This is a genomic window from Paenarthrobacter sp. TE3676, assembly GCF_056279165.1.
The window spans coordinates 375,496-399,986 of sequence record NZ_JBWBQU010000002.1 but is presented as its reverse complement, the minus strand read 5'-3'; the positions used below and the strand labels follow the sequence as shown (position 1 = coordinate 399,986).

Sequence of the window (24,491 nt, the reverse complement as noted above, 5' to 3'; positions counted from 1 at the left end):
GAAGGTCCGGCGTGCCCGTTAGGCTTTGGCCGCACCTGTCATGATGGCGACAGCGTCGGTCATCGTGTGGGATTGCGGGGTGATGGTCGCCGCGCATTTGCCCAGGCGCTGAATGTGTATGCGGTCTGCAACGTCGAACACGTGAGGCATGTTGTGACTGATCAAGATCACCGGCAGGCCTCGGTCGCGGAGGTCACGGACCAGCTGGAGCACCTGGTTGGATTCACGTACGCCCAAAGCGGCTGTCGGTTCGTCGAGAACCACCACCTTGGATCCGAAGGCCGCTGCGCGGGCCACAGCGACAGCTTGACGCTGGCCGCCGGAGAGATTTTCGACCGGCACGGTGACGTCCTGCAGGGTGGAGATGCCCAGTCGGGTCAATTCTTCCTTGGCCTTCTTGCGCATGCCCTTGGTGTCGAGTATCCGAAACAGGCTCCCCAACGGTCCGGGGAGACGTTCTTCCCGGCCGAGGAACAGGTTCGAGGCGACATCGAGGGCCGGCGAAACGGCAAGGTTCTGGTACACGGTTTCGATGCCGTGGACGCGGGCGTCCTGTGGCCGTTTGAAGTGCACCTGCTGTCCGGATACGAACAGTTCGCCGGTATCCGGAACTTCGGCGCCGGTGAGGCATTTGATGAGTGTGGACTTACCTGCGCCGTTGTCGCCGATAATTGCCAGGACTTCGCCGGGGTAGAGGTCCAGGCTGACGCCGTCGAGACCGACGACCCGGCCGAAGGTCTTGACGAGGTTCCTGGCTTTGAGGATGGGCTCGCGTGTTTCGGTGCGGGGGGCTTCAAATTCTGTGGTGGTCATGACTTGACCTTTCGGATCCATTGATCGACGGACACGGCGATGATGATCAAGATGCCCACGGCGAGTGTCTGATAAAGCACGTCCAGGCCGGCGAGGGACAGGCCGTTGCGGAAGACACCAACGATCAGCGCTCCGAGCAGCGAACCCCAGATCGAGCCGCGGCCGCCGAAGAGGCTGGTGCCGCCAATCACGACGGCGGTGATGGAGTCCAGGTTCAGGTCGACGCCGGCATTAGGGCTGGCGGCGTTGGTACGCCCGATCTGGATCCACGCGCCCATGGCGAGAACCGCACCCGCGGCAAGGTAGACGCTCATCAGGACCCGGTTGACGGGAATGCCGGCCAGGCGGGCTGCTTCCTTGTCATCGCCGACGGCGTAGACGTGCCGGCCCCAGGCGGTCTTGCCCAGAATGAAGGCCACGGCCACGTAGAGGAGGAGCATCATGACGACGCCGGTGGAGATCCGGACGGGTCCGATTGGGAATGTGCTTCCCAGCCAGGTGAGCATGTCCGGCATCGCGGAGCCACGCACGGTGCTACCGCCAGAATAAAGCAGCGTCAAGGCGATGAAAATGTTCAAGGTTCCCAGCGTGACGATGAACGGGGGGAGGCGGAACCTTGTCACAAGGAAGCCGTTTAGAGCACCGGATCCCAGTCCGACCGCGAGACCGGCCAGCAGCGCAATGGGCCCTGGAATGCCGTTGCTGACTGCGAGCTGGGCGATCACCATTGAGGACAGGATCATGACCGCGCCTACCGAGAGGTCAATTCCGGCGGTCAGGATGATCAGCGTCTGGGCGATCGCCAGGGTACCCACCACGGCAACCTGCTGAGTAATCAAGGACAGGTTCTCAACGCGCAGGAAACGGTCGTTGAGGAGCCCAAAGACCACTACGGCGATCAGGAGAACAATGGCCGGGCTGAGGGCTGGGTATCGATGAAGGATGTTGCGGATTCTGCTGAGGGGGGTCTGGCGGTCGAGGAATTCCTCGGCCAAATCAGCATGCCCGGCGCTCGGAGGGCCGGCGGTCTGTTGCTGGGTCACTTTAGGTTGCTCCTGAACTTCCATGTTCTGTATCTGCTGGTACGCGGGGAGACGCTACTTGGATCGTCTCCCCGCGTTCTGTGAGGTTCTACTTGCCCCAGCAGACCTGGGATGCCTCAGTAGTGGTGATGCTCTTCACGCCATCGGCGGGCTTGTCGGTGACGAGTTCCACACCGGTGTTGAAGAAGTCCAGGCCCTCAGAGTTGGCAGGCTTTTTGCCGGTCTTTGCCAAGTCAACAATGGCCTTTACGCCCATCTCGGCCATTTTGACCGGGTACTGCTGTGCCGTTGCACCAATCACGCCGGACTTGACGTTGTTCACGCCTGTGCAGCCGCCGTCAACGGAGACGATCAGAACATCTTTTTCCTTGCCGGCGGACTTCAAAGCCTCGAAGGCACCTGCGGCAGCGGGCTCATTGATCGTGTAGACAACGTTGACATTGGGGTTCTTGGCCAGCAAGGTCTCCATGGCAGTACGTCCACCGTCTTCGGCGCCCTGAGAAGCCTGGCTGCCGACGATTTCGTAGTCGCCGCCCTTGCCGCCGGTGTACGTTCCCGTCTTGGCTTCGTCGCCGTTCTTCTTCTTATCCGCGGTGTCTATGCCCAGGCCGGTCAGGAAGCCCTGATCGCGGTTGTAGTCCACCGAGACAACCTTGTCGTCAAAGAGGTCAATGAGGGCGATGACGGCCTTCTTGCCCGCCAGTTGCTGAGCGGTCCACTTGCCGATGAGCTCTCCGGCATTGAAGTTGTCCGTGGCGAACGTGATGTCAGCGGCGTCGGCCGGGTCCGGCGGCGTGTCCAGTGCAATGACGAACAGCCCCGCATCCTTGGCCTTCTTCAGGGCGTCCACCACTGAGGGGCCGTTGGGAGTGATCAGAATGCCCTTGTCGCCCTTGGAGATTGCGTTCTCAATGGCCTGGATCTGGGTGTCCTCGTCGCCGTCGGCCTTTCCGGCCGCGAGCTTAAGGTCGACGCCGTCCGTCTCGGCGGCCTTCTTGGCGCCGTCCTGCATGGCCACGAAGAATGGGTTGGATGTGGTCTTTACGATCAGCGAAACACCGATCTTCTCATCTGCGCCGCCGCTGGATGAAGGGGTGGAGCTGCCTCCGCAGGCTGTCAGGCTAAGTGCGCCGAGGGTCAGGACTGCACCGGCGGCGAGAAGGCGGGTCCGGGCGGACCGCGTAACTTTGGAACTCAACATTGAAACTCCTGTTTTTGTGGCTGTTGGCGGCGCATTTTCTGCGACTGACAACGTTGTCAGGTAACATGTAAGCAAGCTCACACGATAGAGTCAAGTATTAAATCGAGTTGAGGAGCAGCAAGTTGACAACGATGTCTAATCGTTACCAGTCCGACTCCGGACGCAAGCGCCCGACGATGAAGAATGTGGCCGATCTCGCGGGGGTTGGGATCAAAACAGTCTCTCGGGTAGTCAATGATGAGCCGGGGGTCTCCGAGGCGACCCGCCAACGGGTTGTGCGGGCGACGGAACAGCTGCAGTACCAACTGGACATCACAGCGGGCAGCCTGAAGCGCTCCGGACGCAAGACCCAGTCCATCGGCCTGCTGCTCCCGAGCGTGTCCAACCCGTTCAGTGGCGAGATCCACAGGGCCATGGAAGACGCCTTGGCTGTGCGCGGAATTGCCGTCTTCGCTGCCAGCCTGGATGACGATCCTGACCGGGAGAAGAAGCTTATTTCAGCCTTCCTGGGACGCCGGGTCGACGGGCTTGTGCTGACTACCATCGCCAAGAGCCAGGCGTACATGATCCCGGAGCACTCCCGCGATCTGCCGCTGGTATTCATTGACCGTGAGCCCGCGGGCATTGAGGCTGACGCGGTAGTCACTGACAATGAACTTGGCGCGGCGAAGGCGGCGGCCCATCTCATCCAGCATGGACATACCCGGCTGGCTTACCTTGGCGACCGAACGGATATTCAGACCGCGGGGAGGCGTCGGACAGGATTCCTGGACGCCGTCGGACGAGCGGGCATTTCCACCTCCGGCGTCGCCGTTCGTGAGAATCTGCATGATGAAGAAACCGCATTTCGGGCGGCTCACGAACTGCTCACCTCAGAGAACCCGCCGACGGCGATTTTCTCCAGTCAAAACTTGGTGACGTTTGGCGCCATGCGGGCGCTGAAAGCCCTTGGGCTGCACCACGAGGTTGCTCTCATCGGATTTGATGATTTCACCCTGGCCGACATGATGGACCCCGGGATCACTGTGATCGCCCAGCATCCTGAACGCATCGGCAAGCTTGCGGCTGAACGGATCCTCGCGAGGATCGACGGCGACGAGAGCCCCGCCCGAACGTATGTCATCCCAACGGAACTGATACAGCGGGGTTCCGGTGAAATCCGACCCCAAGCTGACTCGGGCAAATAGCAGAACAATCCGAATTCAACCGAGCAAAGGACAGCCCATGACCAAAACACTGTATGCAGAGTTCACCGTTAAGGAAGGCAGTGAAGCCCGCGTTGCGGAAATGATGGCAACCCTTGCGGGACACGTCCGTAACGAACCGGGGAACGTGATGTTCTTGCCCTACACGCGTGAAACCAACCCGCGGGAGTACTTCGTCTTCGAGGTGTACCGGGACGAGCAAGCCTTCCAGGAGCACATCGGCGCCGACTATGGCCGGGAGTTCAACGCGGAACTTACCGAACACATCGAAGGTGAAGGATCAGTCTTGACCTGGCTGCAACCACTGATGTAGCTGTCAAGGCAAAGGAACGGCGGCCGGCTAAAGCCGGCCGCCGTTCTTGCTACGGGCGGTGTGTTACTTCTTTCCGGGAAGGAACATTGATCCTTCCAAAGGGGTCACAGTGAGGGACTTCAGCTGCGCTGTCCCACCTTCCGCGAAGAGCGCCATCATGTCCGCTCCGGCGTTGGGAAATACTTGATCTGTAATGGTCCGGAGACCGTCGCCGGAGAATACTTCCACCGAAGAGCGGTCTACATAAACCCGCAGGGTGACATTGCCCTTTTCGTCCAGGGTGACAGGGGCGTCCTCAATGGAGGCGAAGGTCGGGTGGAAAGTGGTGTTTCCCGAGTTTGTGCGATCAACGAACACCTTCCCGGTGGTGGAGTCGTAGCCGATCACGGTGGAAGAGGCTCCGTCACCCAGTACGGTGATTCCTGACTTTTTCGCTGTGCCTGGTGCGAAGGTGATGTCCACGCGCTGGACCTGGCCTGAAGCAGCCGCGGGCAGCGGGGTTGTTCCGGCCATGATGGCGCCGCCCTTCTTATCCGCGTAGCTGGGCTTTGTCGCAAGCTTGTCCACCTGCTTGACCACATTTTGGACAAGCCGTGGTCCGTCGGGTGTTTGCGTCAACTGCACCTCTCGGGGCAGTGACATGGCGCTGCGCCAAGGGTTGGTGGGGATGTTGTTGGCGTAGTCCCAGTTGTTCATCCAGCCGAGCATGACCCGCTTGTTATCAGGCATGTTCGAGAAGGAAACGGCTGCGTAGTAGTCGCGTCCGTAGTCCAGCCAGTCATACGACTCGAGCCGGGACTTCGCAGCGGTGGAGCTGGCTGTGAACTCATCCGCGAGTATGTGGCCCCAGCCGAATCGGTTGTTATCCACAACCTTGATCTGTGCCTGCTGACCAACGAATTCCTTGACATCCCATGAAGCCCAATCCAAGGTTTCACTGTTGTTGCCGGTGGCGGTACGGACCACTTGTCCGTTGACGACCAGGTTCACCGTTTCTTCATCGGACCTGGGAACAGCGGCACTGTCAGTGAGCATGACGTGGTCAAGGGTCAAGTGGCCCCATCCGCCGGTTGCTTCGTCAAGGATCCGCAGCTGTGCGTTCTGCCCCGCGAACTCCGAAACGTCCCAGCCCTTCCAGTTCAGCAGCCCCGCGTTATCGCCTGCCAGGGAGCGGACCACGTTGCCGTTGACGAGTAGCTGGACCGCCAGGGTCTGGCCGGAGTCCGCCGTACGGTAGCCGCCCCCAACCAGCATGGACATGAAGTCCTTTGTGATGGGGAATTCGGGGGAGGTCAGGGTACCTTGGCGGTCATCTCCAGGCACGGCGCCGGTTTCGAATGTGTTGATTCGCTTAGCGCCAATGTAGTAGTCCCCGCCACTGGTGGCCGGCTGGAAATTGGGGGTGAGGTCGCCTGTCCCGGTCCAGCCGGCACTGGCCAGCGTTGTGCCTTCGGGAAGCTCGAAGCCATCAAACTTCAGTTCTCCCGGGGGCGGGGTGTTGTCCAGTTTGTCGGAGACGTGGGGGTGCTTGCCGCCGCCGATCAGGAAGTTCAGGTAGTCGTCGGTCACGGTAAAGGTTGGTGACTGCATGGAACCCATCGGCCAGTCGCCGTCGTTGAATGAGTTGATCAGTCCTGTTCCCCCGAAGCCAGTCACCGGACTCTGGCCGGGGAGGGAACCTGAGGCGGGAGCGTCACCGAAAGGACCGTTCTTCCAGTTGCCTGGTTCGTTGTTTGTGGTCCACCCGTTGTAGGTTCCGTCGTTGAAGCCTGCCAGAACAGTGCCGGCAGGTGCCTCGGCCACTGGTTCGGTGGTCTCGGAGGTGAAGGTGGTGCCGTCGAAGTTACCCACGAAGTACTGTCCAGCCGAGCCTCCCGCGACTCCGCCGGGATTGATATTGACCACCATGACCCACTTGATGTTGTTCTTATCCCCATCCACGGCGAGCGGGAACAAATCAGGGCATTCCCACTGGCCGCCGGTCGCGTTGGCGGGCCCGAATTCGCTCAGGGCAGTCCAGTCCTTGAGATTGTCGGACTTGTAGAGGAGGACCTTGTGATCCTGTGATTCGACTGCCGTCATGACCCAGTAGCCACCGCCGGACGGGTTGTCGTACCAGAAAACCTTTGGGTCCCGGAAATTGGCTGAATTGCGGTTCAGCACAGGATTTCCTGAGTACTTCGTCCAAGTCTGGCCATCATCCAGGCTGTAGGCCAAGGACTGGGCCTGCAGGCCCCGGTGCGGGGAGGGCTCCTTATAGGCGCTGGTATAAATGGCCACCAGCGCGGGGTTTTCCTTCGTCCCGAAACCCGTGGTGTTGTCCTTATCAACCACGATGCTGCCGGAGAAGACATCTTCCTGCGCGTCGGTGGACAGGGCCAGGGGCTGCTCCTGCCAGTGCACCAAGTCCTTCGACGTCGCGTGTCCCCATGACATGTTCCCCCACGTGTTGCCGGAGGGATTGTGTTGATAGAACAGGTGATAGACGCCTTTATGGAAAACCATCCCGTTGGGGTCGTTCATCCAGTTTTTCGCTGGCGTGTAGTGGTAAGCAGGTCGAAAGTCCTCGCTTCCCACTTCCGGTGCCGCAGACGCTGGTGCCATGCCGGCCATGATGCCCGAAAGTGTCAGGCCCGCCAGCGTCAACGCAGACGTCGCTGCCCGCATCCTGCTCATAGTGGATTTCGTCATTGTTCTCCTCGTTCGCCCTTCATCGCGCGTGCCCAACCCCATCTAGACAACGTTGTCAACGAGGGAAAAGCTACGATAAGTCCAGCGGACAAGTCAACGGTTTTTCGAGCTTTATGCAGGTCGATTCAAAAGCCCGAACCGCTCGGACATCGTTGTCAGATGCGGTTTCGTCACCGAAAAGGGAACAGCGAGGGGTTGTCGACTCATTCATGGCGGCGTAGGCTCCTGCGGGCCATCATCGGATCGAGGAGTCGCTCATGGGACAGCTGATCGTCCAGGATTTCGTTACCGCCGACGGATACGCCGCCGACACCAACAACGAGTTCAAAGCCTACGAACTGCTGGACGGGGGTACGGCCGAATTTGACCGTGCCCAACTCGAATGGCTCGGCAGTGTGGAAGCGATGGTTCTGGGCGCCAATACGTACAGGTACTTCGCTGAATACTGGCCTACGGACGCCTCCGAGGGCGAGATCATCGCTCCAGCCCTCAATGGCCTGAGACGCCACGTGTTTTCACGCCACCTGAAGGAGGCCCCTTGGGGCGACTTCCCGCCGTCGACCGTTGAATCCGGCGACGCGATCGAGGGCATCCGTCGCATCAAACGGGAGTCCGCAAAGGACATCGTTCTCTGGGGAAGCCTGTCGCTCGGCCAGACGTTCTTCGCCGCCGGAGAAGTGAACGCAGTCCGGCTTGTGGTGATGCCGCTGGGCCAGGGCTCCGGCAGGGGCGTGTTCCCGGCCGGACATGACCCCGCCCGGTTGAAGCTCGTGGACGTTAACAGCTATGACCAAGGTTTGGTGGAGCTCAGCTACACGGTGCGGCAGCGGGGCTAAATCGCAGCGTCCGCCGGCATCAGCGCAGCGTCGAAGAACGCGCGCTCCAGCCGCACCGCTTCAGCGAAGGTGGCGGCTACGCGCTCGCGTGCAGCGGCGTCGGCAGGTTCGACGGCGTCGAACTCGTCGCGTAGCCAGGTCACCCATGCGTTGTACTCCGGGTTGTTGTGGAGGCGGATCCACTCGGCATGCTTTGCATGGGCGGGCCATTCACTGGTGTCTCCGGCGCGGGCAGCCCAGTCTCCGTAGAGCCACTCGGCAACCAACAGCACTGCCAGGACTTCCGGGTAGGAGCGGGTTGCGAGGGCGCTGCGCATCAGGTTGTCGAAATCCCGGGTGGCAGATCCCAGCGCGGGTGCGGTTCGATCCGCCTCCGGGACGTCGAGTTCATTGAAGCAATCCTGGAAGTACGTGTTCTCGTCCGAAGCGAAAGCCCCGAGAACCCGCGCAAACACCAGCCGCGAAGGCAGCGAAGGTGCCGATGCGACAGCTTGGCCCAGGAGGGCGGTGAAGGCATCGCAGAACTGGTAATCCTGGACGAGGTAGCGGCGCAGGTTCTCGTCCGAAAGTGACCCGTCGAGCAGCTGGTCCACGAACGGATGGTTGACGGCGGCGTCCCAGTCCCCGGCAGTCTGGTTCTTGAGTTCATTGGCAAAGCCCACGGTTTTTCCTCCTGAGGTGTCAGCATCGGAGCCTAGCAGCGTACCGCTCCGTGGAGGCCGGCGTTACGCTATGGTGCCGGTCCCGGTGCCAGCGTAGGCTCGGGCCATGACGAACGAGGGCGCATCGAAGACGATCGTGGTTGGCTATGACGGATCCGAAGAATCACACCGCGCCGTTCAATGGGCCGCCAAGCACGCGATCCTGCGGGACTGTTCCCTCCACGTTGTGCACTGTTCCTTGTGGGTCCTGCTGTCCCACAACAGGGGTCCCGTTCCTGGTGTTGCCGATAGCGGACTGGAACGGGCCGCCCAAAAAGTCCTCGAAGAGGGGATGGCGCTCGCCAAAGAGACCGTCCCCGAGCTGGATGTCCACACCACTTTGCTGCATGGGATGCCACGCGATCATCTGGCCCACGTCTCGGAGGGTGCAGAGATGTTGGTACTCGGAAGCCGGGGACTTGGCGGGTTCATGGGCTTGCTGGTGGGCTCCGTGAGCTTGGAGATGGCAGCAACCGCGGAGTGCCCGGTGGCAGTGATCCGCGCAGATGACCACCCGGAGGGTCCAGTGCTGCTTGCAGTTGATGACTCCGGATCCCCGGCAGCCCTCGACGACGCCTGTCTTTTCGCGGCAGCAACGGGTGCCGACCTCATGATCGTCCACGTACTGCACGAACCGGAGGGGTACCGACGGTTGCGCGAGCCTGTGGAAGCTTACCCAGACGCTGAAGCGATGCTTGATGCTGTGCTGAGCCGGGCACGCCACAAAGCGCCCGGAGTCACAGTGGCCGGCGAGTTGCTGGTTGATGCTTCATTCTCCCGGGCAGTGGTCAAGACTTCTCAAGGGGCACGCCTCACGGTGGTGGGGACCAAAGGCCATGGCCTTATCAAAGGCACCATAGGCTCCACGGCGCACGCCGTGCTTCACCATGCCCACAGTCCCGTGTTGGTTTCGCGTCGCAAGGCCACGTCCGAGGCCACGTAGCCGCCATTTGGAGGTCCTCGCAGGGACTCCCTCCGGCGACGGACCGGATCTATGGTGGAGTCCATGGACAATCGGGCGGAAGTACGCGAATTTCTGATTTCCCGGCGGGCCCACGTGGCCCCGGAGCAGGTTGGGTTGCCCACGGGATCCAACCGGCGGGTCAAGGGGCTGCGCCGCAGCGAAGTGGCTACCCTTGCCGGGTTGAGCGTGGAGTATTACACCCGCTTGGAGCGGGGTGCCATCAGCGGCGCTTCACCACAAGTACTGGAGAGCATCGCCAGGGCGCTGAACCTGGATGACGCTGAGCGGGCACATCTGTTCGATCTCGCCCACGCGGCCAGTCCTGTTGCCAGACCCCCGCGGCGCCGGAATGCGAAATCGTACGTTCCCCATGAGAGCCTGCAGTGGGCGCTGGATGCTGTCACGGCCGGACCCGCTTTTGTCCGGAATGGTCGCATGGACCTGTTGGCCGTGAACCCCTTGGCCCGGGCGTTTTATATGGACTGCTACGACATGCCGGGGCAGGCGCCCAACATCGCCAGATTCACGTTTCTGGATGATCGCGCGCATGAGTTCTACCCGGATTGGGACGCCTTTGCGGAGGTGACGGTTTCAATCCTTCGCACCGAGGCCGGACGCGACCCGCACAACAAGGAACTGCACGATCTTATTGGTGAACTGAGCACCCGCAGCGATGAGTTCCGCACACGCTGGGGTGCGCACAACGTCCGGCATCACGGAACGGGTTTCAAAACGTTCAATCATCCGATCGTGGGCGAGATGACACTCGCGTACGAGGGCTTGGAAATGGCCGCCGAACCCGGGCTGACCCTGACCATCTACGCAGCGGAACCCGGGTCGCCGTCGGCCGAGCGGCTTCAGCTGCTGGCCTCCTGGGCGGCCAGCGAATACGGACAGGGCGTCCAGCCTGCGTCCGAGAAGTCACGGACGGACAGCTGACTGCAGGACAGCTGACGACGGCGGTGCTGCCGCACGCTTTATCGTCGATGCCGGTCGGTCATGGGCTGACTTCCACACGAACCTCCTGGTCCTCGAAGCGCGCAAGCTCGTCCGGCGTCGCGTTGTAGCGGCCCAAGTGGATGGTCTGGTCCGAGAAACCGATCCCCGAAGTGTTGTAGTAGAAACCGAGGTTTCCCCAGGGCACGAAGTAGATCAGGTCGCCGTCCTCAGGGTCGGACCCGGGAGATCCCTCGAATTGGAGGGGCCTGGGCAGGTCCGCGATCTTCTCCCGGCCGGCAAACTCTTCCATGGTGAGGGTGAGTGGCAGCATGCTCAGAAAGTCCCGGGTAGCGGGGTTGTCTTCAGCGATGGTCACGTCCAGAGATACCGAGCCAGCGCTGAAGCGGACTACGGTACCTACGACGCTGCCGGCAGCAGGGCTGGATGTCTCACTGGCCGACGTCGGGGTAGCTTCGCCGGTGGGAGATGGGCTGCAGCTAACCAGCGCAAACGCCAGCAGCAGTATTGCTGCAGTGCGGCGCTTCATGGCCGGGCATCTTCCTTTCGATCCTTGAGCACCAACATTGTGAGCGGCGCGAAATAGAGCGCGGCAATGCCTGTTCCCACCAGCACAGGTCCCGTGGCTCCAAGCACGGACTCCAAGGCGTAACCGGCGATCCACGATCCCACGGCCGTACCGAGATTGAACGCTGAGGTGCTGAGCGCCGACGCAAGGGTGGGCGCGTGGCCGGCATAACCAACGGCTTTGCCGATCAGAATCGGGTTGGTGGCCATCCCGAAGAGCCCTAGCAAGAAGATCAGGACCACTGTCATCACGGCGAAGTGGGAGAACAGGGAAAGGGCACCCAGCACCAGGAACGTCATACCCGCCGAGATGAACAATGCCGGATAGGGGTGGTGTGCGCCGAAGTGACCTCCAAGATTGGAGCCGATGAACGCCCCCACGCCGTAGGCCACCAAAACCAACGGAACCACGGAAGCGGCCAGACCCGTGTTCTCAGTAAGCAGCGGAGAGATGAAGCTGTAGGCAGCCAAGGATGATCCGCACACGATCGCGCAGCCCGCCAGGACAAGCCAGACCCTGGCGTCGCGCATGCTGGCAAGCTCTGCCCGCACGGAGGGAGTGGGCCCGGATTTCGGCCCGGCCGCAACCAGCCGGTACACCACAATGGCCGCCGCCAGCGCCAGAACAGCCAGGGCCCAGAAAGGGCCACGCCAGCCAATCACCTGGCCTGCGAAGGCCCCCAGCGGCACACCGACCACGTTGGCGAGCATGCCACCCCCCAAGACAACGCCCAGCGCCCGGGACGCTGAAGCCGCACCTGCAGCTTTAGCACCCACGACGGCGGCTACCGCCCAGAAAGCGCCAGTCGCCAGTGCCGTTACGAAACGAGCCACCAGGATCAGCGTGAAGTCGGAAGTAAGGGCAACAACCACGTGGCCCACCGCGAAGACAACCAGCGCGAGGCTCAGCGTCAGACGGCGGGGCAGCTTCAGGGTCAGGATGGACATTGTGGGCGTGCCGACGATCATGCCCACCGCAAAGACCGTGATCATGAGGCCGGCACTTGCCACGGACACCCCAAGATCGCCCGCAATCTCAGGCAGTATGCCCGCAACAATGAACTCGGTAGTCCCCATGAGGAACACTCCAGCAGCCAGAACGTAGGTCACCAGTGGCAAACGCCGGGTCTTGGCGGAGGAAATGGTTGTGGTCATGATTTCAGAACATCAGGTTTAGAGAGTGTTAGGGAGACCCGCTTGAGGGAGGTCCTCCGAGGGACTCCCTCGCATGGCAAAGGGTCATCGGGCCCCATTGTGATCACTGGCGTTATATTGTCGGTGGCTGCTGCCAGAGTTAGGGCATGGAGCGGATTGGGAATAAGCAGGCGGGCGCGGTGGTGGCGCTTGGGCGCGCTCCCGTGGTTGCGGATGCTGTTCAGCGCGGCGCGGTTCCAGTCAGCACTGGCGCGGTTCCGGCCGGCACCGTGAGTGGGGACCTGATCGAGCAGTTGCGGGTTTTGGAGGAGATGAAGTCGGCTATCACGGCTTTGCAGGCGCGGGTTGCTGTGGCTTTTGATCTTGCCCAGCGTGCCGAGCAGGCCGAGGCGGGTGTTCCTGTTTCGGAGCGTGGCAGTGGGGTGGGTGCCCAGGTGGCGTTGGCCCGGCGGGAGTCACCGAATCGTGGGTCCCGGTTGCTGGGTTTGGCGAAGGCCCTTGTGCTGGAGATGCCGCGGACGTTGGCGGCCCTGAAGGCGGGGCAGTTGAATGAGTGGCGGGCCACGCTGCTGGTGAAAGAGACCGCGTGTTTGTCTGTTGAGGACCGGTGCGCGGTGGATGAGGAGCTCGCTCCCGATACCGGGACTTTTGACGGGAAGGGCGATAAGGCGATTGTTGCGGCGGCGAAGGCTGCGGCGTATCGGCGGGATCCGCGCTCGGTGGTCGGGCGTGCGAGCCGTGCCGCAGCCGAACGGATGGTGAGCCTGCGCCCGGCGCCGGACACCATGACGTACCTGACCGCGCTGCTTCCTGTGGCCCAAGGGGTGGCTGTTTACGCTGCTCTTTGCCAGGCTGCTGATTCGGCCCGTTCCAGCGGTGATGCGGGCTCTGGTGTTGTCCCGACCCGTGGTCAGGTCATGGCCGATACCTTGGTCGAGCGCGTCACCGGCGCACCTGGCGGGATTTCAGGGATCAACCTGGACCTTGTCATGACCGACCGCACCCTGTTCCAAGGTGACAGCGAACCAGCCCGGCTCAAGGGCTACGGAATCGTCCCCGCCGAATGGGGAAGGGAAATAGTCGGTTCGGGGCAAGCCGGCCAGGTCCACACGAGAACGCCGGATACAGAGCTCACTGTCTGGCTTCGGCGGCTTTACACCGCGCCGGCCAGTGGTGAGCTCCTGAGCATGGACTCCAAAGCCCGGCTCTTCCCGAGGCGGCTTCGGCGTTTCATTGAAACCCGCGACGATACCTGCCGGATGCCGTACTGCGATGCGCCCATCCGGCATATCGACCATGTGGTTCCTTGGCGTTCCGGAGGGAAAACGAACCTCGCCAACGGTGCAGGTCTGTGCGAGGCGTGCAACCACACCAAGGAAAACCCCGGCTGGGCCAGCAAAACCGTACATGCTGACGTGCACGGGGGTACGCACACCCTGGAAATCAGCACCCCCACCGGGCACAGCTATCAATCGAAAGCCCCACCCCTACCCGGACACCGCCCCTCCAGAACGTAGAAAGCTCGTTGACGTCCTATTCTTCCGTGAAGTCCCCGGCGTCCCTGCGGAAGGTGCCCAGTACACGGATGAGGTGATCGACGTCCTCGGTTCCGAAGCCTGACTTGCCAAAAACCTCGGCGTTGAGTGCCGCCGTCGCTTTTTTGGCGAGGGTGCGTCCCTCTGCGGTGAGTTCGATGAGGGTCGTGCGCCCGTCCGTTGGGTGCGGGGAACGTGCCACCAGGGCGGCTTTCTCCAAGCGGTCGACGGCGTTGGTCACCGACGTCGGGTGGACCTGCAAGAGCGCACTGGCTTTGTTCATGGGCAGCGCGCCGCTGCGTGCGAAGCTCAGCAACGCCAACAGTTCGTAGCGCGCGAACGTTAGCCCGAACGGCTTGAGCACCGTTTCGATGCGCGCCAGGAGGATCTGCTGTGTGCGCATGATCGCGGTGATGGCAGCCATGGGCGCGGCGACGTCGCCCCAACCATGCCGTTCCCAGTTTCGTTGGGCATCGGCGATGGGGTCGCGGGGGAGGGGCGTGCCCATAGGCCTCCTTCGGTTGCCGGAATAGCTTGGTGTACTGGTTGGCTAGTCTTTCAGATTCGGGAACTCTTCCTCTGCGTATTCGACGCCCAAACCTGCGGGCAGCGGGCCGTCGCCGTGCCGGGCGACCTCCGTCCCACGCAGCTCCACCCGCCTGATCTTGCCGGAAATCGTCTTGGGCAGCTCCCCAAATTCGAGCCGCCGGATGCGCTTGAACGGCGCCAAATGCTCACGGCAGTACCTGAGAATGTCCTCTGCGACCGCCGGGCCGGCTTCATAGCCGGCAGCCAACACCACAAACGCCTTGGGCACCGACAGCTTTACAGCGTCAGGCGAAGGTACGACGGCGGCCTCCGCTACTGCCGGGTGTTCGATCAGGACGCTCTCGAGTTCGAAAGGCGACAATCGATAGTCGGAGGACTTGAAGACGTCGTCATCCCGGCCGACGTAAGTAATGACGCCGTCGGAATCCCGGCTCGCCATGTCGCCCGTGTGATAGTAGCCATCGCGGAAGGCTTCGGCCGTCTTGGCTTCGTCGCCGAAGTAACTCTTCATGAGTCCCACGGGACGGGGGTCCAAGCGCAAGCAGAGTTCGCCGTCGTCGGATTCCTGCCCGGTGAGCGGGTCCACCAGGACCACGTCGTATCCCGGCAGTGGCCGTCCCATGGAGCCGATTTTCACCGGCTGCGCAGGCGTGTTGGCGATCTGGACCGTGGATTCGGTTTGGCCGAAGCCGTCACGGATGGTGACTCCCCAGGCTTCCTCCACCTGGCCGATAACTTCGGCGTTGAGTGGTTCGCCGGCAGAGACCACCTTGAGTGGCGGGGTGGTGAGTTGGGTGAGGTCGGCCTGGATGAGCATGCGCCAGACAGTGGGTGGGGCGCAGAAACTCGTGACGCCTTCGCGGCCCATCTGTTCCATGAGAGACGCAGCGTCGAAGCGTTGGTAGTTGTAAATGAAGACGGTAGCCTCGGCGATCCACGGCGTGAAGACGTTGGACCAAGCGTGCTTTGCCCAGCCGGGGGAGGCGACATTCAGGTGGACGTCGCCCGGTTCCAGACCGATCCAGTACATAGTGGACAAGTGGCCCACAGGATAGGACGTGTGCGTGTGCTCCACGAGTTTCGCCCGTGAGGTGGTGCCGGACGTGAAGTAAAGCAGCAGTGTCTCGTCGGCGCGAGTGGGCGCATCGGGCGTGAAGTCCGTACCGGCGTCGTACGAATCCGAGTACTGCTTAGCGTTCGCGTTGGTGCTCCCTGAGCCGACCTCAATCAGTGTGTAATCACCCTCGACGTCGGAGAACTTGCCGATGTTGGCGCTTCCTACAGCCACCCAAGTGGCCCCGCCGCGCTCCACCCGGTCCTGGAGATCGCGGGCGCCCATGAGGGTGGTGGTGGGGATCATGACGATGCCCAGCTTGATGCCTGCCAGCATGAGTTCCCACAGCTCAACCTGGTTGCCGAGCATGATGATCATGTGCTCGCCGCGCTTGACGCCTTGGTCCCGCAGCCAGTTGGCGAGTTGGGAGGACCTCCGGGAGAGGTCCTTGAAGGTGCGCCGGGTTGAACTGCCGTCCTGTTCCACGATGACCAGCGCGGGCTGGCGGCCCCTGGTTTCGTCGGCGGCGATCTGGTCGAACCAGTCGAGTGCGAAGTTGAACTCCTCAAAGCGGGGCCATTGGAATTCTGCGTGTGCCTGCTTGTAGTCCTCGCGCAGCTCCAGGAGCCGATCGCGGGCCGCACGGAAGTCTTCTGTGACTGTCATAGTCCGCCTTTCCTTCGGGTTCCCGGCACCATCGCCGGGCTTCCCGCCTAGTGATCCACATCACCTTGCAATATACTAGGACATCCAAGGGTTTGGAAGAGCCCATGCGGGACATGACGAAGGGGTCTAATGCTCGACGAAAAAGCTGCCGGCACCGTTACCAGCGGTGCGGCACCAGAACGCGTCCTGCCTCCTTATCCGGAGGCGGACTTGATGCACGTCATTGACCTGCTCCCAGCTGGGGAGCGTGCACGGTATCTCGAGATTAGGGAGTTCCTGCAAACACGGATCCGGGCTGCGAGCATCGACTACTGGAACCGGGAAGAATTTCCGTTCGGGCTGCTGGCTGACATGGCCAAGTTCGGGCTGGGTGGGCTGCAGACGGACGGCTCCTCAAAGCTGTTCAAGGGCCTCATGTACACCGAGGTCGCGCGGGCGGATGTGTCCCTTTCAGCGCTGGTGGGCATCCACAATGAGCTCATTGTCGGCATGATTGACGAGCTCGGTTCCGCTGAACAGAAACGCAAATGGCTGCCTGGGCTGGAGGCTTTCAGCCAACTGGGTGCCTTCGCGCTGACAGAACCGGATCACGGATCGGACATCGCCGGAGGACTCTCGACGACGGCGCGACGCGACGGCGGCGATTGGGTCATCAACGGTGCCAAGCGATGGATAGGGGCCGGCACGATTGCCGACTTTGCCCTCGTTTGGGCTCGCGACGAGGCTGACGGACACATCAAGGGCTTCATCGTCGAGACGGACCGCCCCGGCTACTCAGCCACCAAGATCTCCAACAAGATCGGCCTGCGCATCATGCAGAATGCGGACATCGTGTTGGACGAGGTGCGCATTCCTTTGGAAAACCTCCTGCCGGGTGCCACGGAGTTTTCCCGCGCTAATGACCTCTTGCGTGATTCCCGGGCATGGGTGGGCTGGCAAGCTGCGGGAATTCAATTGGCCGCCTTTGATATCGCCCGTTCCTACGCTTTGGAGCGCCGGCAGTTCGGCAAAGAGCTGGCCCGCTTCCAGCTGGTGCAGCAGCAGCTCGCAGACATTCTGGGCAATGCCAATGCCTCCCTGTCCATGATGGTTGAACTCGCCCGGATCCAGCAGGCCGGGAAACTCGAGATGGTGCAGGCTGCCATGTGCAAAGCCACCACCACCCGGCTGGCCCGTTCCTCCGTTGCCATGGGCCGTTCTTTGTTGGGCGGGAACGGGATCACCACCGACTACGAGATGGCCAAGCTCTTCGGCGACGCAGAGATTCTGTACACGTACGAAGGCAGCTACGAGATCAACTCCATGATCGTGGCCCGCGCGGTGACGGGGAAGTCGGCGTTCGTCTGAGGACGCCAGCTGGTGCAATACGCAGCGAGCATCCCTTCGCCGGTTGAACGTCGGCGAAGGGATGCTCGTTAGAAGTGAGGCAGTCGCGCTTGCTAGGAGCTTTGAGCTGCCACTTGGGGGGACTCCTCAGGCGTGACCAGGGCTGCGTGCTCGGCCAGGACTCCTGTCCGATGCCTGATGCGGAGGCGGTAGAGGAGCGTTCCGCCGATGATGACCGCTGCGACAAAGATGACGCCACCCCATTGCAGGTACCACTCGAAGGGCGGTACTGAGTTGTAGATCTCCGGCCGCGGCCACACCAGGTTCAACGTCATCGCGCCGCCCCACAGCACGGCCAGGATGTTCACGGGGAGCCCCCATTTGCCGAGGCTGAATCCCGGTTCTGATCCGTCGTCCTGCAAGGGCCACTTCTTCAGGAACCGGCGCCGCAGCAAGGGCACTGTCACCAGCAGGTAGGACAGGTAGATCAGGACGATGCTGATGCTGGACAGAATGGTGAAGATGGCTGGCTGCGAGATGTTGACGATCAGCGGAATCACTGCCACCACGCCAATAACGATGGCAGCCACTGTGGGGGTTTTACGGGTGGGGTGCACTTTGCTGAGCTGACGGCTGAAGGGAAGGTTGTTGTCCCTGGCCATGGCAAACATCATCCGGATAGCCGCTGCATGAACGGCCAGAGTACAGACCACTACAGCCACGACGATGCACGCCAGGAACGCCTTGCCGAACGGGCCACCCAGCACCGACAACACAATGTACTGCAGCCCGCCATCGGCGGCTCCGAGCTTGGGGTCGGAAAGATCGGGGGCGGCCAGGATTCCGCCCAGAAGGAGCAGACCACCCAGGAGGAAGGACGCCGTGACGGCGCGCAGGATCGCCCTGGGAGCCGTGCGCTTGGGGTCCTTGGTCTCTTCGCCCAAGGAACTTGCGGTGTCGAATCCGTACATGACGTAGCCGGAAGCCATAGCGGCGATGAGGAACACTCCGAAGAAGCCCAAAGGATGCTCTTCGCCGAATCCAGCCGTGTCCAGGAGGACTTCCGGTCCGCGGACGGAATGCCAGATGAGTGCCGCAATGAGCAGGACGGCCGCAACGAGTTCCACGAACACGCCCACGCTGTTGATCATGGTCATGAGTTTCACGCCGAACGCGTTGATGAGCGTGGAAATGCCGATCATGATACTGGCCAGGATGACTCCGTTGACGGCGAAGTCGTAAGGACCTGTTCCGTCGCCTACCAGTTGGAAACCGCTCCAGATCTGCGGCAAGGTGATTTGGAGGGCCAGGGCCACGGACCCCAGGGCCATGATCGAGGACAGCAGCAGCAACCAGCCCGCCAACCAGGCCCATGTTCCTGTCGAGAGCCTTTTTGCCCAGTTGTACACCGATCCGGCCACGGGGTAGCGTCCGGCCAGTTCCGCAAAGCATAGGGCGACCATGAGTTGGCCGACGAAGACGATGGGCCACGACCAGGCGTAGGCGGGTCCCGCCGTCGAAAATCCAAAGTAAAACAATTGAAAAACGCCGGTGAGAATGGAGATGTAACTGACGCCGGCCGCGAAGCTGGCAAACTTACCGATGCTGCGATCAAGGGTTTGGGCATAGCCAAACTCGTCCATGCCGCTTGCATCGCTCTTGCAGGGTCCTATTTTGCTGGGTTCTAACATTCGAACTCCTAATTCAGACATGCACGAATGGTGATTACCTGCGGCCGCCGTTGGACGCAGTCGAAATCAAAGGCCGGGCACCACGATGTGCCTCGGGCTGTTCCCCCATTGTTTGTTGCGTGGGTCTAAAAGCAGGGTGCCTGTTCAGGCGAGGGACAAGCTGAAGTCGGCTTCCGCCGTCGTGGTTTCCTCCGTCCGGTTGGCTCGGACGAGGTCAGACTTAATGAGGTCGGCGCAACGTTCGCCAATCATCATCACTGTGATGTTGGGGTTCACGGTGACGTGTTCCGGCATGACGGAGGCATCGGCCACGCGCAGCCCGGTGACGCCCTTGACCCGCAGCTCGGGATCCAGGGGTGACATGTTGTCATCCACTGGTCCCATGCGGACTGTGCCGACCGGGTGGTAGACGGTGTTGTGCGTTTTGCGGATGTAATCCTGCAGTTCCTCGTCGCTCTGTGCCTCAATTCCAGGAGAGAGTTCCCGGCCGGTCCATTCAGCCATGGCTGGTTGCGCAGCAATTTCCCGGGCTTTCCGGATGCCGGCCACCATGACGCGCATATCGTGCCCTTCAGGATCGGTGAAGTACCGGGGGTCCACCATGGGCTTGTCGCGGAAGTCCCGACTACGCAGCCGGACCGTCCCGCGGGAACGGGCATGCGTGACGTTCGGTGTGAGGCTGAAGCCGTTCTCCGTAGTGGGATAGCCGTACCGCAGGGTGTTCATGTCGAAGGGCACGGAGCCATAGTGCATCATCAGGTCCGGGCGGTCGAGGCCCGGCTCGGTGGGGGTGAAGATGCCGATCTCCCACCACTGGGTGGAGGTCTGCACCATGGGCTGCTTGGCCTCGAACTGCACCACGCCTTCCGGGTGGTCCTGCAGGTGCTCGCCGACGCCGGGGGAATCCACCAGTACCTCGATGCCATGCGCCGCCAGATGTGCAGCAGGGCCTATGCCGGAAAGCATGAGGAGCTTGGGGGAGTCGATGGCGCCAGTAGACAGGATGACCTCGCGACGCGCCGCGAGCCTGTGCGTCCGGCCGAAGGCCGAGTCCACAACATCGACGCCGGTGCAGCGCTTGTCAGCGTCGAACACCAGTTGGCGTGCCCGCAGGCCGGTCAGCAGCGTGAAGTTTTCGCGATCGACGATGGGGTGGATATAGGAGACAGAACTGGAGGAACGCGTGCCGTCCGAGCGGCGGTTGATCTGGAAGAAATTAGCGCCGTTGATCACGGTGGTGCCGTCATTGAACTTTGCGCGGGGGATGCCGGTCTGCTCGCAGGCATCAAGGAGCGCGACTCCGGCGGGATCGTTCGGGGGAACGTTCATCAAGTGCACAGGACCGGAATCGCCATGATGGGGAGCATCCGGGCCGGCGTCCTCATTGGTTTCCAGGCGCTTGTATAAAGGCCAAGCGGCGCCAGCGTTCCAGCCGGTGGCGCCGTACTTTGACTCCCACTCATCCAGGTCTTCGCGGGGAGCCCAAAAGGCGATGCAGGAGTTGTGGCTGGAGCAGCCACCCATCACCTTGGCGCGGGCGTGACGCATGAAGGAGTTGCCGTTTTCCTGCGGTTCCACCGGGTAGTCCCAGTCGTAGCCGGATTCCAGCAGCTCCATCCAGCGGTCCAGCTGCAGGATCTCCGGCAGGTTCCGGTCATCAGGTCCGGCTTCCACCAAGGCAACGGTGACGGCAGGGTCTTCGCTCAGCCGGGCGGCGACGGCGGCTCCTGCAGATCCTCCGCCGATGATGACGTAATCGAACCCGCGCTCACTGAGGTCCTCAATGTTGTCAACGTGCATCTATTTCTCCTTGCCGTGGTCTGCGAACCAGCCGGTCACCTGGGGGCTGGTGTTTTGGTAGATGTGCTTGGCTTCCTGGTATTCACCCAATCCGGTGGGCCCGAGCTCGCGGCCGACGCCGGACTGGCCGAAGCCGCCCCACTCGGCCTGGGGAAGGTAGGGGTGGTAGTCGTTGATCCAGACCGTGCCGTGCCGCAAACGGCCCGCTACCCGCTGGGCCTTGCCGGCATCCTGGGTCCAGACGGCACCGGCCAGTCCGTAGATGGTGTCGTTGGCGGTGGCTACGGCTTCGTCCTCAGTGCGGAAGGTTTCCACTGTTACTACCGGGCCAAAGGCTTCGTCGATGACTACCGACATTCCCTTTTGGACGCGGTCCAGGACGGTCGGCTGGTAGTAGAAGCCGGCGTCGAACTTCTCGCCTTCAGGTGCCGCGCCGCCGCACCGCAGCCGTGCGCCTTCGGCCACGCCACGCTGGACGTAGGCGTCCACCTTCTCCCGGTGGGCCGCGGAGATCAGCGGTCCGGTTTCGGCGGACTCATCGAAGGGCCCCCCGAGGCGAATGTCCTGTGCCTTACGGACCAGTTCGTCAACGAAGCGTTCGGCGATGGATTCCTCCACCACCAGCCGCGCGCCGGCGGAGCAGACCTGTCCTGAATGCACAAAGGCACCGTTCAGCGCATTGTCGACGGCGGCGTCGAAGTCAGCGTCAGCGAACACGACATTGGGGTTCTTGCCGCCAAGCTCCAGCGCCACCTTTTTCACGGTGCCGGCTGCGGCTGCGGCAATGCGCTTGCCGGTTTCCAATCCGCCGGTGAAGGAGACCAGATCAATGTCGGGGTGCTCCGAAAGGGGTGCGCCAGCCTGGGCTCCCGGGCCCGTCACGAGGTTGGCGACGCCGTTCGGCAGGCCAAGGTCCTTCAGCAACTGCATGGCAAGGATCGCCGTGGACGGGGTCAGCTCGGCGGGCTTGAGGACGAAGGTGCAGCCAGCGGCCAGGGCGGGCGCGATCTTCCACGCCGCCTGCAGCAGCGGGTAGTTCCATGGCGTGATCAAGCCGCAGACGCCTACCGGCTCGTAGACTATTTTGCTCACGACGGCGGGGTCCCCGGCGTCGACCACCCGGCCGGCAGACTGCCCGGCGAGACGCCCGAAGTATTCGAAGCAGGCGGCGATGTCGTCGATGTCGATGCGGCTTTCGATGATGCGCTTGCCGGTGTCCAAGGATTCGGCGCGGGCGAACTTCTCCCGGCGTTCGCGCAGTTCCGCTGCGACTTTGAGCAGGAATGCGCCGCGCTCGGGGGCCGGGACTGAAGACCAGACGCCGGAGTCGAAGGCAGCGCGAGCTGCGGAAATGGCGCGCTCGGCGTCTTCACGGCCGGCTTCGGACACCGTGGCGACCAGCTCGCCGTCGGCAGGGTTACGGATTTCGCGCACCGCGCCGGAAGCAGCCGGCTCCCACGCACCGTTGATGAAAAGTGTGGAGGCGGAATCGGAAAATGTGGCTTGGGTCATACGAAGCAGGCTAGTGCATCTTGAACATCTGTTCAAGGAAAATTATGAACAGATGTTCAAAGAGGGTTGATATTAAGCGGTGCCCGATTGATGAAAGCGACATTGACGATGTGGTCGCCGCCGGCTTCCTTTGTGTTCTGGAAAATCACCTGATACGGCGTCCTGCCTATCAGCAGCGCTATCCCGTCGGGGGCTCTGTCGGGCGATTTGGCTACATCGAGGAGCATGCGCCGGAAATGCGGATTATGTTCTACTTGCCCGCGGATCCCGGATCTATCAAAGGATGCCAGGGTAGACAGCCACACGGTTCCATCGGCCTCGGTTACTCCATGAGCGGGGTAGACGACGCGGCCTGTTTCGGTGGTGAATCCCGAGTCGCCAAGCGCTATTTTGAACCGTGCGCACCATGTAGTGAAGTGTCTTTCCAGCATGCGTTCGGGGTCTGCCGTGACGACGCTTCTGAAGAAGTCGCACTGATTCCTAGTGGCGGGGCCCGCCGTCGGAGTGGCCGTTGCCATCTCTGACTGAAAGGGAACCATCGTGTTCAGGCCGCTCGTCGGGTTCGGAGCGCAGCTGTTGTTTTCGTGAAATCCGCCCGGGTGGTCGGGACGGGTTCGAAGTGGACTGTAGTAGCTGAAGAAGGCCACCTGGTGAGTGCATCGAGGCGTTCGCGGCAGCGGAAAAGGGCTTCGTAACTTTGAGTAGTGCGCTCCATGATGGCGTGGATACTTCCTCGGTGGTAGGCAGCCGAGACGTTGATCGTGGCAAGTTCCTCGCTGCAGATGTTCCCTACGTCCGCAAGCAGATCCCAGCCAAGACGATGGCCTTGATCGGACCAGTCGAGATGGAGGGACGCAATGGTCTGGGCTTGTTGTGCCCGGGATCCGCTGACCGCCACGTCGTAGATGAGTCGTTCAAAGTGCGCGAACGTAGCCAGCCCTGTGCGGACATCAGTGCAGGAGAGAGGTTCCAGCCGCTCTATCTCCGCGGTCCATCCCTCTACTAAGGCAAGCATGGAAGAGTCATCCGGGGGCAAATCGGCAACGGTGTAAAAGGCGCGAAGGTCCATCATGGTCTCGCGGACACCCACCCCGTGATAGGCGCGGGAGGCGCCCAGCCGTCTGGCCACGTTCTGGAGTTCGTCCCCCCGGACTCTCGCCCTGGTGGTCTCCGCGACCTCGGGTACCAGCCAATCACCGGGAAGCTTCCATCCCGCTTGCAGGCTGCTTTGCTGCCAGCGAAGTTGGAGTCCACAGGATGTAATAACGAGGTCGCCGCTAAGAATCTCTGTTTGGTCGTTCATGTCAAGTAAGTACCGCGGGTACTGGATTTGTGTCGCGACATTGACGAATTGGCCGCCAGTGGTGGTACGCGGAATGGCGGAGTATTTCCTTGGATCCATTAAGGACCAAGTGGCGACACGATCGGCGCCTGTTCATCACTTAACGGGTGTGCGAAGTGAACGGGCAGTAGAGGGTATTCGGCAGCTCAAATCCAGATGGGGCCATCTCAAACGGCGGTCTCAAGGGTCGGGCTTGGTGCTGATGTATGCAGCAGACAGGCGGCTGGTCAGACCGGGGGAGACGGTAGTTTTCACGGCGTGGATCATCAACGAAACGGGTCGGCGCCTCACTGGCGTCCAACTGGTCCCCGGATCGCTGACCAATGAGGCTTTGGAAGAACTTCAGTTCCTGCCGTTGTCACGGAGGGACGTTCAGCCCATCGGCCGCCTCGGAAGGTTCGAGACCGCCTATCGGAGCTTTTCCTACTCGGTGACGACGCGGGATCAACTGCACGGCGGCGAACTACTGAGCAGCATGCGAGTGACCGGGCGTTCGGCCTTTCGGGAGTTCCACGACCAGCAAGATGCCCTCATTGCAGTTCGCGGCTGATAGGTGTCTATCAAAAAACT

22 protein-coding genes are annotated in these 24,491 nt (G+C 61.8%); 8 read left to right on the top strand and 14 right to left on the bottom strand.

Annotated elements, in window-relative coordinates; genetic code table 11:
• Positions 1–18: 18 nt before the first annotated feature.
• The 3 genes from ACZ881_RS05710 to ACZ881_RS05700 all read right to left on the bottom strand — a co-directional run bounded on the left by ACZ881_RS05710 (position 19) and on the right by ACZ881_RS05700 (position 3,057).
• Positions 19–813, bottom strand: a complete 795-nt coding sequence (locus tag ACZ881_RS05710) for an ATP-binding cassette domain-containing protein (protein ID WP_178993446.1) — start codon at positions 811–813, stop codon at positions 19–21.
• A complete protein-coding gene (locus tag ACZ881_RS05705) occupies positions 810–1,856 on the bottom strand; it encodes an ABC transporter permease (protein WP_178993445.1) in 1,047 nt (348 codons plus the stop codon). Before ACZ881_RS05705 ends, ACZ881_RS05710 begins: the two co-directional genes overlap by 4 nt.
• 88 nt (positions 1,857–1,944) lie before the next feature.
• Positions 1,945–3,057: a substrate-binding domain-containing protein gene (locus ACZ881_RS05700; RefSeq protein WP_178993444.1), complete on the bottom strand. Its 1,113-nt coding sequence runs from the start codon at positions 3,055–3,057 to the stop codon at positions 1,945–1,947.
• A 176-nt stretch (positions 3,058–3,233) separates the two neighbouring features.
• On the opposite strand from ACZ881_RS05700, the gene ACZ881_RS05695 reads away from it, so the two are divergent.
• Together ACZ881_RS05695 and ACZ881_RS05690 are read left to right on the top strand one after the other, a co-directional pair.
• The gene (locus ACZ881_RS05695) at positions 3,234–4,244 is read left to right on the top strand and encodes a LacI family DNA-binding transcriptional regulator (RefSeq protein ID WP_091467476.1); all 1,011 of its coding nucleotides are present in this window, start codon (positions 3,234–3,236) and stop codon (positions 4,242–4,244) included.
• Between the two features lie 37 nt (positions 4,245–4,281).
• Positions 4,282–4,575, top strand: a complete 294-nt coding sequence (locus ACZ881_RS05690; protein WP_091464988.1) for a putative quinol monooxygenase — start codon at positions 4,282–4,284, stop codon at positions 4,573–4,575.
• A gap of 63 nt (positions 4,576–4,638) precedes the next feature.
• Here ACZ881_RS05690 and ACZ881_RS05685 read toward each other — a convergent pair whose 3' ends face one another.
• Positions 4,639–7,266, bottom strand: coding sequence for a GH32 C-terminal domain-containing protein (locus ACZ881_RS05685; RefSeq protein ID WP_476113170.1), 2,628 nt, complete (start codon positions 7,264–7,266; stop codon positions 4,639–4,641).
• Between the two features lie 257 nt (positions 7,267–7,523).
• Here ACZ881_RS05685 and ACZ881_RS05680 point away from each other — a divergent pair, with 257 nt between their 5' ends.
• Positions 7,524–8,102, top strand: coding sequence for a dihydrofolate reductase family protein (locus ACZ881_RS05680; RefSeq protein WP_476113168.1), 579 nt, complete (start codon positions 7,524–7,526; stop codon positions 8,100–8,102).
• Here the strand turns inward: ACZ881_RS05680 and ACZ881_RS05675 are convergent.
• On the bottom strand, positions 8,099–8,764 hold the full coding sequence (locus ACZ881_RS05675; RefSeq protein ID WP_476113166.1) for a TenA family protein: 666 nt from the start codon (positions 8,762–8,764) through the stop codon (positions 8,099–8,101). The genes ACZ881_RS05680 and ACZ881_RS05675 overlap by 4 nt on opposite strands.
• A 106-nt stretch (positions 8,765–8,870) precedes the next feature.
• On the opposite strand from ACZ881_RS05675, the gene ACZ881_RS05670 reads away from it, so the two are divergent.
• Both ACZ881_RS05670 and ACZ881_RS05665 read left to right on the top strand, forming a co-directional pair.
• Positions 8,871–9,746: a universal stress protein gene (locus tag ACZ881_RS05670; protein ID WP_476113164.1), complete on the top strand. Its 876-nt coding sequence runs from the start codon at positions 8,871–8,873 to the stop codon at positions 9,744–9,746.
• A gap of 63 nt (positions 9,747–9,809) precedes the next feature.
• A complete protein-coding gene (locus ACZ881_RS05665) occupies positions 9,810–10,706 on the top strand; it encodes a helix-turn-helix transcriptional regulator (RefSeq protein WP_429331152.1) in 897 nt (298 codons plus the stop codon).
• A 58-nt stretch (positions 10,707–10,764) separates the two neighbouring features.
• On the opposite strand, the gene ACZ881_RS05660 is transcribed toward ACZ881_RS05665, so the two are convergent.
• Together ACZ881_RS05660 and ACZ881_RS05655 are read right to left on the bottom strand one after the other, a co-directional pair.
• Complete coding sequence (locus ACZ881_RS05660; RefSeq protein ID WP_476113162.1) at positions 10,765–11,253, bottom strand: cyclophilin-like fold protein; 489 nt, start codon at positions 11,251–11,253, stop codon at positions 10,765–10,767.
• The gene (locus ACZ881_RS05655; RefSeq protein ID WP_476113160.1) at positions 11,250–12,446 is read right to left on the bottom strand and encodes an MFS transporter; all 1,197 of its coding nucleotides are present in this window, start codon (positions 12,444–12,446) and stop codon (positions 11,250–11,252) included. The genes ACZ881_RS05660 and ACZ881_RS05655 overlap by 4 nt, the downstream gene beginning before the upstream one ends.
• Before the next feature lie 146 nt (positions 12,447–12,592).
• Between ACZ881_RS05655 and ACZ881_RS05650 the strand changes: the two genes are divergently transcribed.
• A complete protein-coding gene (locus ACZ881_RS05650) occupies positions 12,593–13,963 on the top strand; it encodes an HNH endonuclease (RefSeq protein ID WP_476113158.1) in 1,371 nt (456 codons plus the stop codon).
• Positions 13,964–13,979: 16 nt separating this feature from the next.
• Here the strand turns inward: ACZ881_RS05650 and ACZ881_RS05645 are convergent, their stop codons facing one another.
• Together ACZ881_RS05645 and ACZ881_RS05640 are read right to left on the bottom strand one after the other, a co-directional pair.
• Positions 13,980–14,489, bottom strand: coding sequence for a MarR family winged helix-turn-helix transcriptional regulator (locus ACZ881_RS05645; RefSeq protein WP_091464998.1), 510 nt, complete (start codon positions 14,487–14,489; stop codon positions 13,980–13,982).
• Between the two features lie 42 nt (positions 14,490–14,531).
• Entirely contained in the window at positions 14,532–16,250 is a 1,719-nt protein-coding gene (locus tag ACZ881_RS05640) for an AMP-binding protein (RefSeq protein WP_476113156.1), read from the bottom strand.
• Positions 16,251–16,379: 129 nt separating this feature from the next.
• Between ACZ881_RS05640 and ACZ881_RS05635 the strand changes: the two genes are divergently transcribed.
• Entirely contained in the window at positions 16,380–17,597 is a 1,218-nt protein-coding gene (locus tag ACZ881_RS05635; RefSeq protein WP_476113154.1) for an acyl-CoA dehydrogenase family protein, read from the top strand.
• A 92-nt stretch (positions 17,598–17,689) separates the two neighbouring features.
• On the opposite strand, the gene ACZ881_RS05630 is transcribed toward ACZ881_RS05635, so the two are convergent.
• The 5 genes from ACZ881_RS05630 to ACZ881_RS05610 form a co-directional block, all read right to left on the bottom strand.
• A complete protein-coding gene (locus ACZ881_RS05630) occupies positions 17,690–19,267 on the bottom strand; it encodes an APC family permease (protein WP_476113152.1) in 1,578 nt (525 codons plus the stop codon).
• A gap of 144 nt (positions 19,268–19,411) precedes the next feature.
• The gene (locus ACZ881_RS05625) at positions 19,412–21,067 is read right to left on the bottom strand and encodes a GMC family oxidoreductase (protein WP_476113150.1); all 1,656 of its coding nucleotides are present in this window, start codon (positions 21,065–21,067) and stop codon (positions 19,412–19,414) included.
• Positions 21,068–22,579: an aldehyde dehydrogenase family protein gene (locus ACZ881_RS05620; protein WP_476113148.1), complete on the bottom strand. Its 1,512-nt coding sequence runs from the start codon at positions 22,577–22,579 to the stop codon at positions 21,068–21,070.
• Between the two features lie 56 nt (positions 22,580–22,635).
• Entirely contained in the window at positions 22,636–23,010 is a 375-nt protein-coding gene (locus tag ACZ881_RS05615) for a hypothetical protein (RefSeq protein ID WP_476113146.1), read from the bottom strand.
• A gap of 113 nt (positions 23,011–23,123) precedes the next feature.
• Entirely contained in the window at positions 23,124–23,882 is a 759-nt protein-coding gene (locus ACZ881_RS05610; protein ID WP_476113144.1) for a hypothetical protein, read from the bottom strand.
• 235 nt (positions 23,883–24,117) lie between these two features.
• On the opposite strand from ACZ881_RS05610, the gene ACZ881_RS05605 reads away from it, so the two are divergent.
• The gene (locus tag ACZ881_RS05605) at positions 24,118–24,471 is read left to right on the top strand and encodes a hypothetical protein (RefSeq protein ID WP_476113142.1); all 354 of its coding nucleotides are present in this window, start codon (positions 24,118–24,120) and stop codon (positions 24,469–24,471) included.
• Positions 24,472–24,491 lie beyond the last annotated feature (20 nt).

What these genes read in the sequence shown, in the direction of transcription:
- ACZ881_RS05710 (WP_178993446.1), bottom strand. Translation starts at nt 813, where the DNA reads ATGACCACCACAGAATTTGAAGCCCCCCGCACCGAAACACGCGAGCCC.
- ACZ881_RS05700 (WP_178993444.1), bottom strand. Translation starts at nt 3,057, where the DNA reads ATGTTGAGTTCCAAAGTTACGCGGTCCGCCCGGACCCGCCTTCTCGCC.
- ACZ881_RS05695 (WP_091467476.1), top strand. Translation starts at nt 3,234, where the DNA reads ATGAAGAATGTGGCCGATCTCGCGGGGGTTGGGATCAAAACAGTCTCT.
- ACZ881_RS05690 (WP_091464988.1), top strand. Translation starts at nt 4,282, where the DNA reads ATGACCAAAACACTGTATGCAGAGTTCACCGTTAAGGAAGGCAGTGAA.
- ACZ881_RS05685 (WP_476113170.1), bottom strand. Translation starts at nt 7,266, where the DNA reads ATGACGAAATCCACTATGAGCAGGATGCGGGCAGCGACGTCTGCGTTG.
- ACZ881_RS05680 (WP_476113168.1), top strand. Translation starts at nt 7,524, where the DNA reads ATGGGACAGCTGATCGTCCAGGATTTCGTTACCGCCGACGGATACGCC.
- ACZ881_RS05670 (WP_476113164.1), top strand. Translation starts at nt 8,871, where the DNA reads ATGACGAACGAGGGCGCATCGAAGACGATCGTGGTTGGCTATGACGGA.
- ACZ881_RS05665 (WP_429331152.1), top strand. Translation starts at nt 9,810, where the DNA reads ATGGACAATCGGGCGGAAGTACGCGAATTTCTGATTTCCCGGCGGGCC.
- ACZ881_RS05660 (WP_476113162.1), bottom strand. Translation starts at nt 11,253, where the DNA reads ATGAAGCGCCGCACTGCAGCAATACTGCTGCTGGCGTTTGCGCTGGTT.
- ACZ881_RS05655 (WP_476113160.1), bottom strand. Translation starts at nt 12,446, where the DNA reads ATGACCACAACCATTTCCTCCGCCAAGACCCGGCGTTTGCCACTGGTG.
- ACZ881_RS05650 (WP_476113158.1), top strand. Translation starts at nt 12,593, where the DNA reads ATGGAGCGGATTGGGAATAAGCAGGCGGGCGCGGTGGTGGCGCTTGGG.
- ACZ881_RS05645 (WP_091464998.1), bottom strand. Translation starts at nt 14,489, where the DNA reads ATGGGCACGCCCCTCCCCCGCGACCCCATCGCCGATGCCCAACGAAAC.
- ACZ881_RS05640 (WP_476113156.1), bottom strand. Translation starts at nt 16,250, where the DNA reads ATGACAGTCACAGAAGACTTCCGTGCGGCCCGCGATCGGCTCCTGGAG.
- ACZ881_RS05635 (WP_476113154.1), top strand. Translation starts at nt 16,380, where the DNA reads ATGCTCGACGAAAAAGCTGCCGGCACCGTTACCAGCGGTGCGGCACCA.
- ACZ881_RS05630 (WP_476113152.1), bottom strand. Translation starts at nt 19,267, where the DNA reads ATGTTAGAACCCAGCAAAATAGGACCCTGCAAGAGCGATGCAAGCGGC.
- ACZ881_RS05625 (WP_476113150.1), bottom strand. Translation starts at nt 21,067, where the DNA reads ATGCACGTTGACAACATTGAGGACCTCAGTGAGCGCGGGTTCGATTAC.
- ACZ881_RS05620 (WP_476113148.1), bottom strand. Translation starts at nt 22,579, where the DNA reads ATGACCCAAGCCACATTTTCCGATTCCGCCTCCACACTTTTCATCAAC.
- ACZ881_RS05615 (WP_476113146.1), bottom strand. Translation starts at nt 23,010, where the DNA reads ATGCTGGAAAGACACTTCACTACATGGTGCGCACGGTTCAAAATAGCG.
- ACZ881_RS05610 (WP_476113144.1), bottom strand. Translation starts at nt 23,882, where the DNA reads ATGAACGACCAAACAGAGATTCTTAGCGGCGACCTCGTTATTACATCC.